General features: G+C 68.3%; 15 protein-coding genes. 8 read left to right on the top strand and 7 right to left on the bottom strand.

Annotated features, from left to right (window positions below; translation table 11 throughout):
• Positions 1–70 precede the first annotated feature (70 nt).
• From L6E10_RS29145 to L6E10_RS29135, 3 genes are all read left to right on the top strand, one after another.
• A complete protein-coding gene (locus tag L6E10_RS29145; protein WP_236223341.1) occupies positions 71–856 on the top strand; it encodes a glutamate ABC transporter substrate-binding protein in 786 nt (261 codons plus the stop codon).
• Between the two features lie 31 nt (positions 857–887).
• Positions 888–1655, top strand: a complete 768-nt coding sequence (locus tag L6E10_RS29140; protein ID WP_236223340.1) for a GntR family transcriptional regulator — start codon at positions 888–890, stop codon at positions 1653–1655.
• A gap of 339 nt (positions 1656–1994) precedes the next feature.
• Positions 1995–2336: a hypothetical protein gene (locus L6E10_RS29135; RefSeq protein WP_236223338.1), complete on the top strand. Its 342-nt coding sequence runs from the start codon at positions 1995–1997 to the stop codon at positions 2334–2336.
• A 92-nt stretch (positions 2337–2428) separates the two neighbouring features.
• Here L6E10_RS29135 and L6E10_RS29130 read toward each other — a convergent pair whose 3' ends face one another.
• The 4 genes from L6E10_RS29130 to L6E10_RS29115 form a co-directional block, all read right to left on the bottom strand.
• Positions 2429–2995, bottom strand: coding sequence for a hypothetical protein (locus L6E10_RS29130; protein WP_236223337.1), 567 nt, complete (start codon positions 2993–2995; stop codon positions 2429–2431).
• Positions 2988–3572 (bottom strand): hypothetical protein, encoded by a 585-nt coding sequence (locus L6E10_RS29125; RefSeq protein ID WP_236223336.1) that lies wholly within the window; start codon positions 3570–3572, stop codon positions 2988–2990. The genes L6E10_RS29130 and L6E10_RS29125 overlap by 8 nt, the downstream gene beginning before the upstream one ends.
• Positions 3573–3643: 71 nt before the next feature.
• Positions 3644–4822: an RtcB family protein gene (locus L6E10_RS29120; protein ID WP_236223334.1), complete on the bottom strand. Its 1179-nt coding sequence runs from the start codon at positions 4820–4822 to the stop codon at positions 3644–3646.
• Positions 4823–4832: 10 nt separating this feature from the next.
• Entirely contained in the window at positions 4833–5510 is a 678-nt protein-coding gene (locus tag L6E10_RS29115; RefSeq protein ID WP_236223333.1) for a hypothetical protein, read from the bottom strand.
• A 146-nt stretch (positions 5511–5656) separates the two neighbouring features.
• Between L6E10_RS29115 and L6E10_RS29110 the strand changes: the two genes are divergently transcribed.
• Entirely contained in the window at positions 5657–6976 is a 1320-nt protein-coding gene (locus tag L6E10_RS29110; RefSeq protein WP_236223331.1) for an NAD(P)-binding domain-containing protein, read from the top strand.
• Positions 6977–7184: 208 nt separating this feature from the next.
• Positions 7185–7730: a chloramphenicol phosphotransferase CPT gene (gene cpt, locus L6E10_RS29105; RefSeq protein ID WP_236223329.1), complete on the top strand. Its 546-nt coding sequence runs from the start codon at positions 7185–7187 to the stop codon at positions 7728–7730.
• A gap of 72 nt (positions 7731–7802) precedes the next feature.
• Here cpt and L6E10_RS29100 read toward each other — a convergent pair whose 3' ends face one another.
• The 3 genes from L6E10_RS29100 to L6E10_RS29090 are packed head-to-tail and all read right to left on the bottom strand — an operon-like array spanning position 7803 to position 10958.
• On the bottom strand, positions 7803–9293 hold the full coding sequence (locus tag L6E10_RS29100; RefSeq protein ID WP_308102918.1) for an aldehyde dehydrogenase (NADP(+)): 1491 nt from the start codon (positions 9291–9293) through the stop codon (positions 7803–7805).
• 8 nt (positions 9294–9301) lie between these two features.
• Positions 9302–10126 carry an NAD(P)-dependent oxidoreductase gene (locus L6E10_RS29095; RefSeq protein ID WP_308102902.1) on the bottom strand — a complete coding sequence of 275 codons (825 nt, stop codon included), beginning with the start codon at positions 10124–10126 and terminating at the stop codon, positions 9302–9304.
• Positions 10127–10169: 43 nt separating this feature from the next.
• The gene (locus tag L6E10_RS29090; protein ID WP_236223325.1) at positions 10170–10958 is read right to left on the bottom strand and encodes an IclR family transcriptional regulator; all 789 of its coding nucleotides are present in this window, start codon (positions 10956–10958) and stop codon (positions 10170–10172) included.
• Between the two features lie 124 nt (positions 10959–11082).
• Here L6E10_RS29090 and L6E10_RS29085 point away from each other — a divergent pair, with 124 nt between their 5' ends.
• From L6E10_RS29085 to L6E10_RS29075, 3 genes are read left to right on the top strand one after another with little or no spacing between them, the layout of a single operon-like run.
• Positions 11083–12396, top strand: coding sequence for a sugar ABC transporter substrate-binding protein (locus L6E10_RS29085; RefSeq protein ID WP_236223323.1), 1314 nt, complete (start codon positions 11083–11085; stop codon positions 12394–12396).
• The gene (locus tag L6E10_RS40955; RefSeq protein ID WP_236223321.1) at positions 12393–13379 is read left to right on the top strand and encodes a carbohydrate ABC transporter permease; all 987 of its coding nucleotides are present in this window, start codon (positions 12393–12395) and stop codon (positions 13377–13379) included. Before L6E10_RS29085 ends, L6E10_RS40955 begins: the two co-directional genes overlap by 4 nt.
• Positions 13376–14254 carry a carbohydrate ABC transporter permease gene (locus tag L6E10_RS29075; RefSeq protein ID WP_236223319.1) on the top strand — a complete coding sequence of 293 codons (879 nt, stop codon included), beginning with the start codon at positions 13376–13378 and terminating at the stop codon, positions 14252–14254. Before L6E10_RS40955 ends, L6E10_RS29075 begins: the two co-directional genes overlap by 4 nt.
• The last annotated feature ends 3 nt before the right edge of the window (positions 14255–14257 follow it).

The following is a 14257-nucleotide window of genomic DNA, read 5'->3' as shown; positions in this document are numbered from 1 at the left end:
AATAACGCTGTAAGAGGGACGAATGACGCCGAGAGCACTTCTCCGCCTGACGGCGACAACAAGCGCGGCCGTGCTCCTGCTGGCCTCGTGCGCGGGTGGTGACGCGTCCACGATGGCCGGGAAGGTCAGCTCGAACGACCGCATGGTCATCGCCGTGTCGTACGACCAACCGGGACTGTCGGTGCGCAGGCTCGACGGCAGCTACCGCGGTTTCGACGTCGACGTCGCCAAGTTCATCGCGGGCGAGCTGGGCGTCAAAGAGGAGAACATCGTCTGGAAGGAGGCGCAGCCCGGCAACCGGGAGACGCTCCTGACCAGCGGTGAGGCCGACATGGTCGTCTCCACCTACTCGATCACCGACAAGCGCAAGCAGATCGTCGACTTCGTCGGCCCGTACTTCGTCGCCGGCCAGGACCTGCTGGTGCGCATGAACGAGAACCGCATCGAGGGCCCGAAGTCGCTCAACGCCAACCTCAGGCTGTGCTCCACCGCGGGTTCGACCTCCGCCGAGTACGTGCGCGACCAGTTCGCGAAAGACGTGAAGATGGTCGAGTACGCGAAGTTCAGCGACTGCGTCACGGCGCTGCTCGCGGAGAACGTCGACGCCGTCACCACCGACGACGTCCTGCTCGCGGGCTACGCCGCCCAGAACCCCGAGCTGCTGCGGGTCGTCGGCGAACCGTTCAGCAAGGAGGAGTACGGCGTCGGCCTGCACCGCGACGACCCGACGAGCAAGGCGAAGGTCCAGGCCGCGCTGCAGAAGATGATCGACACCGGTGCCTGGCGCAAGTCGCTCGAGGTCAACATCGGATCTTCCGGCTACAAGATCCCCGATCCGCCGAAGCTGTCGTCCTGATCGTACGGGGAGTCACGTAGGCTCACGCCACGTGAACCGCGTCCCGCCGCACCGTGCTGATCGACCCGTTCGCGCGGGCATCCCAGAACACGGCCGAGTTCCGCGCTATTACGCGGTCAAGGCCGAGCTGTTCGACCTCGTCGAGACCCTCGGCGAGGGTACGGTCCTGCCGTCCGAACGCGAGCTCGCCGAACGGTTCTCCGTCTCGCGCGTCACGCTGCGCCAGGCCGTCAGCGAGCTGGTGCTCGAAGGCAAGCTGATCCGGCGTCAGGGCAGCGGCACGTTCGTCGCGCCGCCGAAGCTCGTCCAGCCGCTGTCCCTGGTCAGCTACACCGAGGGCATGCGCCGTCAGGGCGTCGAGCCGAACCGCACCGTGATCACGGTCGAGGAGCTCGACGCCGACGAGGGGCTGGCCCGCGACCTCGCGCTCGACGCCGGCGACCCGGTCGTGCACCTGGAACGCGTCCTGCTCGCCGACGACGAGCGCATCGGCCTTGAGTCGACGTACCTGAGCCTGAGTCGTTTCCCGGACCTGCCGGAGAAGCTCGACCCCGCCGGCTCGCTCTACGCCTGCCTCACCGAACGGCTCGGTGTGCGGTTCGCCGAAGCCGAGGAACGTGTCGAGACGGTGCTCGCCACGCCCCGGGAGGCGCTGCTGATCGGCACGAACCCCGCGCTGCCGATGTTGTTGCTGCACCGCGTCTCCTACGACGTCGGCGGTCACCCGATCGAACGCGCCCGGTCGCTGTACCGGGGTGATCGGTTCAGCTTCGTCGCGAGGCTCCACGCGGACCGCTGAAGCATTCGTCCACAATGGAACTGGCACGCTCTCTTCGTCGTCAACGAAATGCGCGGCGGAATTCCTTTCGGGCCCCAACGGCTTTCGTGGTTTCGCGGCGTTGCGGAAGCCGCGCACTTTGCGTGACCCACCCGGCGCGTCCGGGCGGCTGACAGCGTCGCGCACCGTGCCGAAATGCGCCCGGCGGCTAGGAGAAGTGACTACGGGTCACCGGAAACCCGTACGGGCTCAGGAAGATACCGCCCGTTCGCACTCGTTCCCCGCTCCAGTCGCGGAGGTACTGTTGTTCTCACGAACTTCAGGACGTCCGCGAAGGTGCGGAGGAGCGGGGGGTGTGCCGTGTCCTTCAAGGCGGAGTTCCTCGCAGAACTCGAGGACTGCTTGCGCGGCTACGGCGCGGTCCCGGTGAGCAATCCCGACGCACTCGCCCTGTTCATCGAGTTCGTGCGGGCGCTTCCGGCGAGCGACCAGAGGCTGCGCTGCCTCGAAGGTGTCGACCAGGGGTCCGGATCGTTCTGGAACAACCCGGCGGTGTGGTGGGAGCAGGTGCCGAGGTTCGGCGCGGGACTGCCGCGGTGCGGCTCGGAGGAGTGCCGCAAGCTGCTGGACGACATGCTCGACGAGGCGATCAGCGACGAGATCGACGTGCTGGAGATGGAAATCCGCGAACTGCCCAGCTGATCCGGGCGTGGTTCACCAGTCGTGAAGTGTCCGGACGTGCCTGCCGGCGCCGCCACCTGTCACGGCCGCGGCGCCGGGGCTTCCAGCAGCACTTACTTGACGGCGACCAGCGACCTGAACAGTTCCCGGTACCGGTGGAGAGCCAGTCGCAAGTCCTCGGTCTGCGGATCACGGTTTCCCTCGAGCTGCTGGGTGAGGGAACGGTGCCGCGTGGTGAGCTCCTCGAGCGCCCGCGTCACGAGCTGGTCGGCCTTGCGGACAGCCGCCTTCGGGTCGTCGACGAACTCGTACTGCACCGCCTGCCACTCGTCCTCGAGCCTGCCGGTCGACTGCTGCTCGGACCGCGGCTGCTCGGTGCGGTGGTGTTCCGTGCGCTGCTGTTCGTGACGCTGCTGCTCAGAACGCGTGTGCTCGCCGTGCGTCTGGTCGGCACGGGTCTGCTCGGTACGAACGTGCTCGGTGCGCGTCTGGTCGCCACGGGCCTGGTCGGCGCGCACGTCCTCCTGACGCCGCTGGTCCTGGCGCTGGACCTGCTGCGGCATGCGATCGGTGTGCGTGACGCGCTCCTCGACGTGCCGTTCCACCTGCGCTGCGCGCTCGGCCTGCTGCGGCCGGGCGGGGGTGGGGACTCCAGCGGAGTGGGCGGGGGCCTCAGACATCGGTCTTCTCCTTCCGCGCGGCTTCCCGGTTCGTGTGCGGCTCGGCGCCGCGTTCGAGCAGGTCGGTGAACAGCTCGCGGTAGTGGACCATCGCGGTCCGCAGGTCCTCGGTGCTCGCCTCCCCGATCTCCTGGCGTTCGGAGATGTCGTGCGCCTTGCGGTAGTGCTCGAGCGTCCGCGCGTGTTCGACGGAAAGAACGCTCAGCTGCGCCTCGTAACCCTCCGTGGGATAACCGCGCTCCGCCATCAGATCGGTCACGAGCCGGTCCGCGTCCGCGATCGCGCTCTCCGGCGAGTCGACGAACTTGGCCTGCACGTCGGCCCAGTGCCGGCGGTAACTCTCCTGCGCCGTGGGGGAAAGCGGCTTCAGATCGAACTCGCTGTGGCGCTGTTCCCGCTCGGCGAGCTCCTTCTCCGCGGCCGATCTGTTGTCGCTGTGCTCGACCACGCGGTCGTACTCAGGGCCGAAGCGGTCGCGCAGCTTCTTGCGCTGCATGGCGGGCCTCAGCACGAGAGCGAGGATCACCAATGCCGCGACAATCGCGACCGCCACGCCGATGATGGCGCCCGTTGACATGGAAAAACCTCCAAGACAGGCAAACTCTCTGGCTGTCCGGGAGGCTTTCCGGTTCACTCACACGGGAAACATCAGCCCTTGATACAAACCACCTGCTTGAGCTTCGCGACCACCTCGACGAGGTCGGACTGGTTCGCCATCACGGTGTCGATGTCCTTGTAGGCACCGGGGATCTCGTCCACGACGCCGGAGTCCTTGCGGCACTCGACACCACTTGTCTGTTCGGCGAGATCCTGCGCGGTGAACGTCTTGCGTGCCTTGTTGCGCGACATCTTCCGCCCGGCGCCGTGCGACGCCGACTCGAACGAGTCCGGGTTCCCGAGCCCGCGCACGATGTACGAGCCGGTGCCCATGGAACCCGGGATGATGCCCAGCTCGCCCCGTCCCGCCCGGATCGCGCCCTTGCGCGTCACCAGGACGTCCTCACCGAAGTGGTTCTCCTCGCTGACGTAGTTGTGATGGCAGGAGATCGGCTCCTCGAACACGACGTGCGGGAAGTCGGCGCGCAGCACGTCGCAGACCAGGCGCATCATGACCGCGCGGTTGCGTCGCGCGTAGTCCTGGGCCCAGTACAGGTCGTGGCGGTACGCCGCCATCTCCGGCGTTCCCGAGAGGAACACGGCGAGGTCCGGGTCCGGCAGTTCGGAGTTGTGCGCGAGCGTGCGCGCCACCGAGATGTGGTGCTGCGCCAGCTCGTTGCCGATGCCGCGCGACCCCGAGTGCAGCATGACCCACACCCGCTGGTCCTCGTCCAGGCAGACCTCGAGGAAGTGGTTGCCGCCGCCGAGCGTGCCCATCTGGTGCATCGCCTTGTCGGCGCGCGCCTTCACGGCAGGCGTCAGGTCGTCGAACTTCCGCCAGAACATTCCCCAGTCGGACGCGTCCCTCTCGGTGAAGGCGGTCGCCTTGTGCTGACCGAAGCCGACGGGAACCACGGCCTCCATGCGGGATCGCAGACCGCGCAGCGTCTCCGGCAGGTCACTGGCCGTGAGCGAGGTGCGCACGGCGGCCATGCCACAGCCGATGTCCACGCCGACGGCCGCGGGGGAGACGGCGTCGCGCAGCGCGATCACCGAACCCACCGTGGCGCCCTTGCCGTAGTGCACGTCGGGCATGACCGCGACGTGCTTGAACGCCCACGGCAGCGAGGAGATGTTCTGGAGCTGCCGCATGGCGAACTCCTCGACCTCGTCCGGTCGAGTCCACATGCGGATGTCCACGTTCTGGCCGCGGACCAACGTTGCTGCCATGACACCGAGGTTAGGCGGCCTTTTGCCCGTTCCACAAAAGAGTTTCCGCCTCGGCACCCACGAACTCCCAGGTGCCCTTGCGCACCTTCGCCCTGGAGACGTCCCCGCCGATCTTGGTGATGAACGCCCGCACGGTTGGCAGGTCGTCGACGCCGGCGATGAGGATCGCTTTGTCGTGCAACGTGACGCTGCCGCCGCCGAGCTTCTCGCGCGCGACCGCGTCCTGCAGCAGCCCCTCGCGGACCTGCTGAGCGGTGATGCCCTGGACCTCGACCTGGACGGCGTCGACCTCCGGGGAGTTGGCGTGCAGGAACCGGAACGTGAGCACCGACTCCTGCCCGAACCGCTTGGCGATGGTCGAGGCGGTGTGGCGGAGGCTTTCCTCGTTCAGCGTGACGTCGAACTTGCGGGATCGCTCGAACGTCGTCTGCTGCAGGTCGCTCGACCAGAACACGCCGTCGAGCAGAGTAGAGCGAGTGGTGACGCCACCGTTCGCCCTCACGATCCCGCGGACCTCGCGGTCGAACCCGGTCAACCTGTCCTCCAGGCGCGGGTCGGCGGGATCGGTGATGATCGCGGTGTTGTTCGACGCGAAGATCTCCGGGGACGGCAGCGGCGCTCCCGCCGCCGTGCCCGTCGAGACCGCGAACGCCAACACCGACGTGACTGCCACGAGAAGATTTCGCATGCGCCACAACGTATGGGCCCGGAGTGGCCGGGTACACCCCGTTCCACTCAGCGGGCCGGTGCTTGTTCGTGCTGGTGATCGGTCGTCCGGATTCCATTGGCCGGGGTTGTTGACAGTCGCAATGAACGTGAAAATACTTCAGAGCCATGGAACGCGTGTGCGTCATCGGGGCTGGTTCGTCCGGCATCGCCGCATGTCAGGTCCTCGGTGCCCGCGGGATCGAGTTCGACTGCTTCGAGACCGGGTCCGACATCGGCGGAAACTGGCGCTACCTCAACGACAACAGCATGTCGTCCGCCTACCGCTCGCTCCACATCAACACCTCGCGGCAGATGATGGAGTTCAAGTCGTTCCCGATGCCGTCGCACCTGCCGGCTTACCCCTCGCACTTCCAGATCGCGGAGTACTTCGACGACTTCGTGAAGCACCACGGGTTCCGCGACCGCATCCGGTTCCGCACCGAGGTCACGTCCGTCGCCGTCGCGCCGGGCGGGTACTCGGTGACGACGCGTGACCGCGACACGGGGGAGGAGGCCACCGCCACCTACCGGTCGGTGATCGTCGCCAGCGGGCACCACTGGTCGCCGCGGATGCCGGAGCCCGCGTTCCCGGGCACCTTCGACGGCGAGGAGATGCACGCGCACTTCTACAAGACGCCGGAGCGCTTCACCGACAAGAAGGTGCTGGTCCTCGGCATCGGCAACTCCGCCTGCGACATCGCTGTCGAGTCCTCGCGCGTCTCCGCACGGACGTTCCTCGCGATGCGCCGCGGCGCGCACATCATGCCCAAGTACCTGTTCGGCATGCCGACCGACCACCTGACGACCTCGCCGCTCGCCCGGTTCGCGCCCTCCTGGCTGCAGGCGCTGTCGCTGAAGGTGATGCTGCGGCTGGCGCGGGGCAAGCTCTCCGACTACGGCCTGCCCGAGCCGTCGCACGGCATCCTCGCCGCGCACCCGACCGTGTCCGACGACCTGCTGACCAGGCTCGGGCACGGCGACATCACCGTGAAGCCGAACCTCGAGCGGCTGGACGGCTCCGGTGTCGTGTTCGCCGACGGCTCCCGCGAGGACGTCGACGTGATCGTCTACTGCACCGGCTACCAGGTCGACTTCCCGTTCCTGCCCGCCGCCGAGTTCCCCGCCGTCTCGTCCGCGGACAACGACGTGTCGCTGTACCGGCGGGTCGTCGACCCGGCGCATCCGGGGCTGTACTTCCTCGGGCTGATCCAGCCGCTGGGGGCGATCATGCCGCTGGCCGAGGCCCAGGCCGAGTGGATCGCCGACCTGATCTCCGGCCGGGCCGCGCTGCCGCCGGTGCCGGAGATGAAGGCGGAGATCACCTCCTACCGGCAAGGGCTGCGGCGCCGGTACGTGAAGTCGAAGCGGCACACGCTGGAGGTCGACTTCCTCGGGTACCAGCGGGAGCTGCGGCAGGAACGACGAGCGGGCGCGGCTCGCGTCTGACGCACCTTTGCAACGAGTCTTTTGACTTCGTCCGCAAACGTTTTTTGCATGTGGTCGGATCAAGCTACCGATATATCAGTTGCGGCAGGGCCCTGAACTGCGTTTTAGCAATGGGACTTTTGACTTTGTCCGCAAAAGACTCATTGCTAGGAGGCGTGCAGCGAGTGGTGAGGGCTTGGATGCCGGGTCGGCTGGGTACGGTCGGAGCGTGGCGTCGAGTGCTCAGGTGATCGTCCTCAACGGCGGGTCCAGCTCGGGGAAGTCGGGGATCGCGCGGTGCCTGCAGGCCGTGTTGCCGGAGGCGTGGCTGGCGATCGGGGTCGACACGTTGATCGACGTGATGCCCGCGCGGCTGCGGCTCGGGTCGGAGGGGATCGGGCTCGCGGGGGACGGTGAGGTCAGCGTCGGGGCCGAGTTCCAGGTGCTCGAGAACGCGTGGATGGCCGGGGTCGCCGCGATGGTGCACGCCGGGGCGCGGGTGATCGTGGACGACGTGTTCCTCGGCGGGACCGAGTCGCGGTCGCGGTGGGAGAAGGCGCTGGACGGACTCGACGTGCTGTGGGTCGGGGTGCGGTGTGACGCCGACGTCGCCGCCGGCCGGGAGCTCGCCAGGGGAGACCGGGTCGCCGGGATGGCCGAGGCACAGGCCGACGTGGTCCACCGCGGGCTGACCTACGACATCGAGGTCGACACCGCTCACGCCGAGGCGGTCGAGTGTGCGCGGGCGATCGCCGAGAAGATGCGGAGCGGCTGAAAGCAAGACGGGGAACGATCGAAGAAAGCGGGGCCGCCGACGGTGCGTCGGCGGCCCCGCTCGTCCCACAGCTCAGTGCACGCCCAGCACACCGTCCACCCGGCGCGGAATGCCGAGCGGGTTCGCGTCCTGCAGCTCCGCGGGCAGCAGCGCGTCCGGCCACGACTGGTACGGCACCGGGGCGATCCAGCGGCGGATCGACGTGGCGCCGACCGACGTGTGCAGCGGGTTCGTCGTCGCGGGCCACGGGCCGCCGTGGTGCTGGCCCCACGCGACCGCGACACCGGTCGGCCAGGCGTTGAAGATCAGCCGGCCCGCCACGCGGCGCAGGACCTCGGCGATCTCACCGGCCTCCGCGTGGTCCGACTCGGCGGCGTGCACCGTGCCGGTGAGCGTTCCCGGCAGCTTCGCCAGCACCGAGTGGAGCTCGGACGGCGAGGAGTACGTGACGATCAGCGCCGCCGGGCCGAAGTGCTCCTCGGTCAGCTTCTCGAGGTTCTCCTCGAACACCTCCACCGACGTCGAGAACAACAGCGGCGCCACCGCCCACGCCTCGTCCGGGCGGGTTCCCGTCGACACCACGGACACGAGGTCCGACGCGGCCAAGGCGTCCGTGCCCGCCTTGTAGGAGTCGCACATCCGCTCGTTCAGCATCGCGCCGCCCGAGGTCGCGGCGACCGCCTCGCCCAGCGCGGGCACGAGCGACTCGGGGGCGAAGACCAGGCCGGGGTTGGTGCAGAACTGCCCGACGCCCATCGTCAGCGACTGCGCGAAACCCTCCGCGATGTCCGGGGTCGCCGCGCCCGGCAGGATCACCGTCGGGTTCACGCTGCCCAGCTCGCCGTAGAACGGGATCGGGTCCGGCCGGCCCTGCGCCAGGTCGAACAACGCCCGGCCGCCCCCGGTCGAGCCGGTGAAGCCGACAGCGCGCACCGCGGAGTGCTTCACCAGCGCGACACCTGCCTCGGTGCCGTGGACGATGCCGAACACGCCCTCGGGCGCGCCTGCCTCACGCAGGGCGTCCACGACGACCCTGGCGGTCTCGCGCGAGGTCGACGGGTGCGCCGAATGCGCCTTCACCACAACGGAACACCCGGACGCCAGCGCGGACGCCGTGTCGCCACCGGCCACCGAGAACGCGAACGGGAAGTTCGAGGCGGAGAACACGGCGACCGTCCCGAGTGGACGCAGAACGCGCCGCAGCACCGGGCGCGGCGGGATGATGTCCGGGTTCGCCGAGTCCAAGGTGGCCTCGACGTAGCTGCCCTCGCGCAGCACCTCCGCGAACAGCCGCAGCTGGTTCGTCGTGCGCTTGAGCTCGGTCGTCAGCCGCGGCGTCCCGAGCGCGGTCTCGCTGTCGGCGGTCGAGACCAGCAGCGACGACTCGGCGTCCAGCGCGTCCGCGACCTTCTCCAGCACCACGGCCCGGTCCGCCGCCGGAACGACCGACCACGCCGAGAACGCCACAGCGGCGGCCGAGGCGATCCGGTCCACCTCGCTGTCGGGGGTCTTCGCCACCGGTTCACCGAACGGCTCACCGGTTCGCGGGTTGTATCCCTGCACGCCGTGGCTCAACGCCCTGCCTCCTTGACTGCCGTGTCGAAATCGGGGCCGCACCAGGCCCCGCCCACGTACCTCGCCGCGGGCGACGAGGGGTCCAGCTCACCGTGCTCCTCCAGGACCTCGGCCGCGTACTGCTCCGAGTCGTCCTTCGGTTCGTACCCCAGCGCGCGGGCCTCGTCCAGCGAGAACCAGCCGCGCTTGTTGTCCGAGACACCCCACACGACGCGGAACCCCGGCGACGGAGCGGAAAGGCACGCCTCGAACAGGCGCGCGCCGTCGTCCGGCGACATCCACGTCGACAGCATCCGCACGTCCTTCGGCTTCTCGAAGCAAGAGCCGATGCGGATCGCGATCACGTCCATGCCGTAGCGGTCGGCGTACAGCGACCCCAACGCCTCCATCGCCACTTTGGACACTCCGTAGTAGGTGTCCGGGCGGGGGAACGCGTAGTCGCCGGCCACGCCCTGAGCCCGCTCGACGAAGCCGACGGCGTGGTTCGAGCTGGCGAGGACGACGCGGCGCACACCGGCCCGCCGCGCGGCTTCCAGCACCGTGTGCGTGCCGTCGATGTTGACCCGCAGGATCTTGTCCCACGACTCCTCGAGGCTGTGGCCGCCGAGGTGGATCACCGCGTCGACGTCCTCCGACGCGGCCTCCATCGCGGCCATGTCGGTCACCGACGCCTGGACGAGCTCCACGTTCTCGCCGTCGGTGGCCGCGGGGAGATCCGCGATGTCCAGCAGCCGCAGGACACGGCCCTCGGCCGCGAGGCGGGTACGCATGAGCGTGCCCACCCCGCCACCGGCGCCGGTGATCAGGATGCGTGCGGTCACGGGTTGGACCCTTCCGTCTTGTTCGGGTGTTCCGTCAAAAGGCTCAGCGACCGAACTGGCGGAGGAGCTCGGTGATGGTCCTGGCGGCGTCGAGCAGCGCGGAGATGACCTGCTTCTCGTGCTCGGGCGTCAGCCTGCCCAGCGGGACGGAGCAGCTCATCGCGTCCAGCACGGGGTTGCGGTACGGCAGCGCCACCGCGAAACAGCCCAGCCCGGGCGTGTTCTCCTCGCGTTCGTGGGCGTAGCCGACGTTGCGGAACCCGGCGAGCTGCTCGTGCAGTGCCGCCCGATCGGTCACGGTGTTCTGGGTCAGCGGCGCCAGTTCGTCGGGGAGGATCACGTCGACCTCCTCCGGCGTGCGCGTCGAGAGCACGGCCTTGCCGAGCGACGTCGAGTGCGCGGGGAGCCGGCGGCCGACGCGCGAGACGACGCGCAGGTGGTGCTCGGACTCGCGGCTCGCGAGGTAGACGACGTCCGCGCCGTCCAGGCGGGCGAGGTGCACGGTCTCGTTGATCTCCTGGCGGACCTGCTCCATCACGCGGATCGCCGCCCGCACGACCGGGTCGTGGTCGAGGTAGGACGTACCGACGAGCAGCGCGCGAACGCCGATGCCGTACGTGCCCCTGTCCGAGTCGACCTCCACCCAGCCGCGTGCGACGAGCGTCTGCAGCAGCATGTAGAGGCTGGACTTGGGATAGCTGAGCTCGCGGTGCAGCTCCGTGAGCGTCAGCCTGCGGTCTGACGCGGACAGCACCTCGAGCAGCTCCACAGTGCGGTCAGCGGACTTCACCGCGCCTGGACGAGCCGTGCCCTTGTCGATCGGCGACGCCACCTGACCTCCTCGAAACAGTTAAGCAACTTGCCCTTGACACGTTGCTCTGCTGATTCTTACAGTCCTGCATCAGGTTCACAAGTACGACCCCAGTTCATATATCTGAACATGAAGGGTTCCGAGGATGCGCCGCAGAACAGCCACCACCATCGCCACGCTCGGCGTGGCCGCCGTGCTCGCGGGGTGTGGCGGCAGTGGCGGCACGGCGGCCAAGGACCCGAACAAGCCCCTCGAGGTGTGGACCCGCTCGACCGAGGCGACGGCCAAGGTCTACGAGAAGATCTTCAAGACGTTCACCGAGAAGACCGGGGTGCAGGTCGACTACAAGCCGATCTTCAACGACTTCGACAAGCAGGTGCAGCAGCGCGCCGCGTCCAAGGACCTTCCCGACGTGGTGATCACCGACACCGGCTCGCTCGGCAACTTCGTCAAGCAGGGCTGGGCGACCGAGGTCGAGCGCGGGGACGTGGTGGGTGGCACCGACATCGTCGACCGCGCGTGGGACAACGGGAAGGGCGCCGACGGCAAGTTCTACGCCATCCCCTACTCCACCCAGGCGATGGTCACGCTGATCCGCAAGGACTGGCGCGAGAAGCTCGGCAAGCCCATCCCCACGACGTGGGAAGAGCTCGACGACCTCGCGAAGGCCTTCACCCGCGACGATCCCGACGGCAACGGGCAGAACGACACCTACGGCATGCTCGTGCCCGGAACGACCGATCGCGGCTACCTCGCGTGGTGGGCGTCCAGCTACATCTGGCAGGGCGGCGGCGACATCCTCGAGGAGGAGGGTGACGGCAAGTTCCGCGTCGGCGTCGACTCCCCGGAGTCGGCCAAGGCGGTCGAACGGCTGCGCAAGCTCTTCTGCGAGGAAAAGGTCGTACAGCCCGGATCGCTGACCCTCGGCACGAACGACGCGCACCCGCTGTTCGAGTCTGGCAAGAGCGGCATCTACCTCACCGGCCCCTACATGATCGGCCGCTTCGACAAGTCGGTCGGCAAGGACAGGTACGAGGTCATCGCGTCCCCGCGCGGCCCGGCCGGCGCCGCGGTGCTCGGCGAGGGCGAGAACATCTACCGGATGGCCGGCTCCGCGAAGACCGCCGACCAGAAGAAGCTCGCCGAGTACCTGATCACCGCCGAGGCGCAGCAGGCCGGCATGAAGGGCGACCCGCAGCCCGTGGTGCGCCTGCCCGTCAACAAGACCGTCGACGTCAACGCGACCTACGAGGACCCGCGCTGGGCCACCGTGGCGGGCGTCTACCAGAGCGAGGCGCGGCCGTTCCCCAGCGTTCCGAACTTCGCGCCGTTCCGGCAGAAGACCTCGGAGACCCTGAACTCCATCTTCGCGAAGTGCCCCGCGGACTCCTCGGCCGAGCTGAAGTCGCTGGCGGAGGCGCTCGAGAAGGAACTCGACAACCAGAAGGCGTCGAAGTGACCTCAGTCCAGTCACCCGGCGACACCCGAGACGTGGGCTCGACGGCTAGTGGCGGCGGTGCCGTCGAAACCCACCCCGTGAGGCGGCGCCGCCGGCGCCGCCTCACGGGAACCACCCCGGGAACGGGCGTCTGGGTCCCGTGGCTGTTCCTGCTCCCCGCCGCGCTGATCTTCCTGGTCTTCAAGTTCATCCCGATGGCCGAGGGCATCCGGCTCTCGCTCTACGAGGTCCGGCCGTTCCTCGGCGACATCTTCGTCGGCTTCGAGAACTACGCGACGATCCTGCGGGACGAGAAGTTCCTGACCGCCGGCTGGCACACCCTCGTCCTGGCCGGCGGTCAGACCGCCGGCGCGATGGTGGTCGGCTTCTTCCTGGCACTGCTGCTGGAAGGGCACACCAAGTCGCTGTGGCTCGTCCGGTCCGCGGTGTTCCTGCCCGTCGTGGCGGCCACCGCGGTCATCGGCGAGATCTGGCGGCTGTTCTTCTACCCGGCCCCCGAAGGCTTCCTCAACGAGCTCATCTCGTGGGTCGGCCTCGGGCCCTGGGAGTACATCCACGACACGGACACCTCGCTGGTGTCGGTCATGTTCGTCGGCATCTGGAAGCACGCGCCGTACGACATGGTGCTGATCCTCGCAGGCCTCGCCGGCATCGACCGCCGGCAGTACGAGGCCGCCGCCATCGACGGGGCCACGACGCCACAACGGATCTGGAACGTCACGCTGCCCGCGCTGCGGCCCGTCATCACCATCCTGCTGACCCTGGCCGCCATCCGCGGCCTGCGCGTCTTCACCGAGGTCTACGTGCTCACCGGGGGCGGACCGGCAGGATCGACCGACGTGTGGATGACGCGCGTCTACACCACGGCGTTCGAACAGTCCGAAGCCGGGCTCGCCTCCGCTGGTTCCGTGCTGTTGTTCCTGGTTACCTTGGTTTTGACGGTCAGCGTGCAGTGGTACCGGCGCAGGAGGGAGGCGCGATGAGCATCAACTCGAGCCGCTTCGACAGCGCCATCGGCTGGTCCACCCGCACGGACGCGTGGCTCAGCAGGGGCATCAGATTCGTCCTGAGCGCCCTCGCCGTGCTCCTCTTCTGCGGCCCGCTGCTGGTCATCTTCTCCGGCGCGTTCGACGACAACCCCGATCCCACCCGGTTGTCGGTGATCCCCGACAACCCGTCACTGATCAACTTCCGGGTCGCGGCGGAGAACAGGATCTGGCACTACCTGATGAACTCGCTGGTCATCGCCGGTGGTGCCCTGTTGCTGCAGCTGTCGGTGAGCGTGTTCGCCGCCTACGCGTTGGCGCGCAAGAAGTTCCGCGGTCAGGCCATCGCACTGCTGGTCATCCTCGCCACGATGATGTTGCCGGAGGAGGTCATCGCGATCCCCCTGTCACTGGTGATCGGGGACCTCCCGCTGGTGCACGTGAGCCTCAAGGGCACCCTGCTCGGCGTCATCCTCCCGCTGGGGGCGTGGGGTTTCTCCATCTTCGTCATGACGGAGTTCATGAGGGAGATCCCCGCGGAACTGGAGGAAGCGGCCAAAGTGGACGGTGCGGGGGAGCTGCGCCTCTTCGCGCAGATCATCCTCCCGCTGTGCAGACCCGCCCTCGGCGTCATCGCCGTGTTCGGCTTCACCATGATTTGGGAGCAGTACCTGCTCCCCCTGATCGTCGCCGCTGACCCCTCCGACTACACGCTCACGGTCGCACTGCTCGCGCTCCGCTCCGACGACATGGTCGGGACGGGCATCGTGCTGGCCGGTGCGTTGCTGGCGCTGGTGCCGAGCCTGGTCGTGTACCTGGCGCTGCAGAAGTCCTTCCTGCGTGGGATCACCACCGGAGCGATCAAGGGATGAGTC

It is taken from the genome of Lentzea sp. CC55, from assembly GCF_021056325.1.
Lineage (GTDB): Bacteria > Actinomycetota > Actinomycetes > Mycobacteriales > Pseudonocardiaceae > Lentzea > Lentzea jiangxiensis.
The sequence above is the reverse complement of the archived record's forward strand: the minus strand, read 5'-3'. Positions and strand labels throughout refer to the sequence as shown.

Bases quoted from the DNA above. Each gene is read 5' to 3' on its own strand.
- L6E10_RS29120 (WP_236223334.1), bottom strand. From the start codon at position 4,822: ATGGCAGCAACGTTGGTCCGCGGCCAGAACGTGGACATCCGCATGTGG.
- L6E10_RS29125 (WP_236223336.1), bottom strand. From the start codon at position 3,572: ATGTCAACGGGCGCCATCATCGGCGTGGCGGTCGCGATTGTCGCGGCA.
- L6E10_RS29130 (WP_236223337.1), bottom strand. From the start codon at position 2,995: ATGTCTGAGGCCCCCGCCCACTCCGCTGGAGTCCCCACCCCCGCCCGG.
- L6E10_RS29110 (WP_236223331.1), top strand. From the start codon at position 5,657: ATGGAACGCGTGTGCGTCATCGGGGCTGGTTCGTCCGGCATCGCCGCA.
- L6E10_RS29085 (WP_236223323.1), top strand. From the start codon at position 11,083: ATGCGCCGCAGAACAGCCACCACCATCGCCACGCTCGGCGTGGCCGCC.
- L6E10_RS29075 (WP_236223319.1), top strand. From the start codon at position 13,376: ATGAGCATCAACTCGAGCCGCTTCGACAGCGCCATCGGCTGGTCCACC.
- L6E10_RS29115 (WP_236223333.1), bottom strand. From the start codon at position 5,510: ATGCGAAATCTTCTCGTGGCAGTCACGTCGGTGTTGGCGTTCGCGGTC.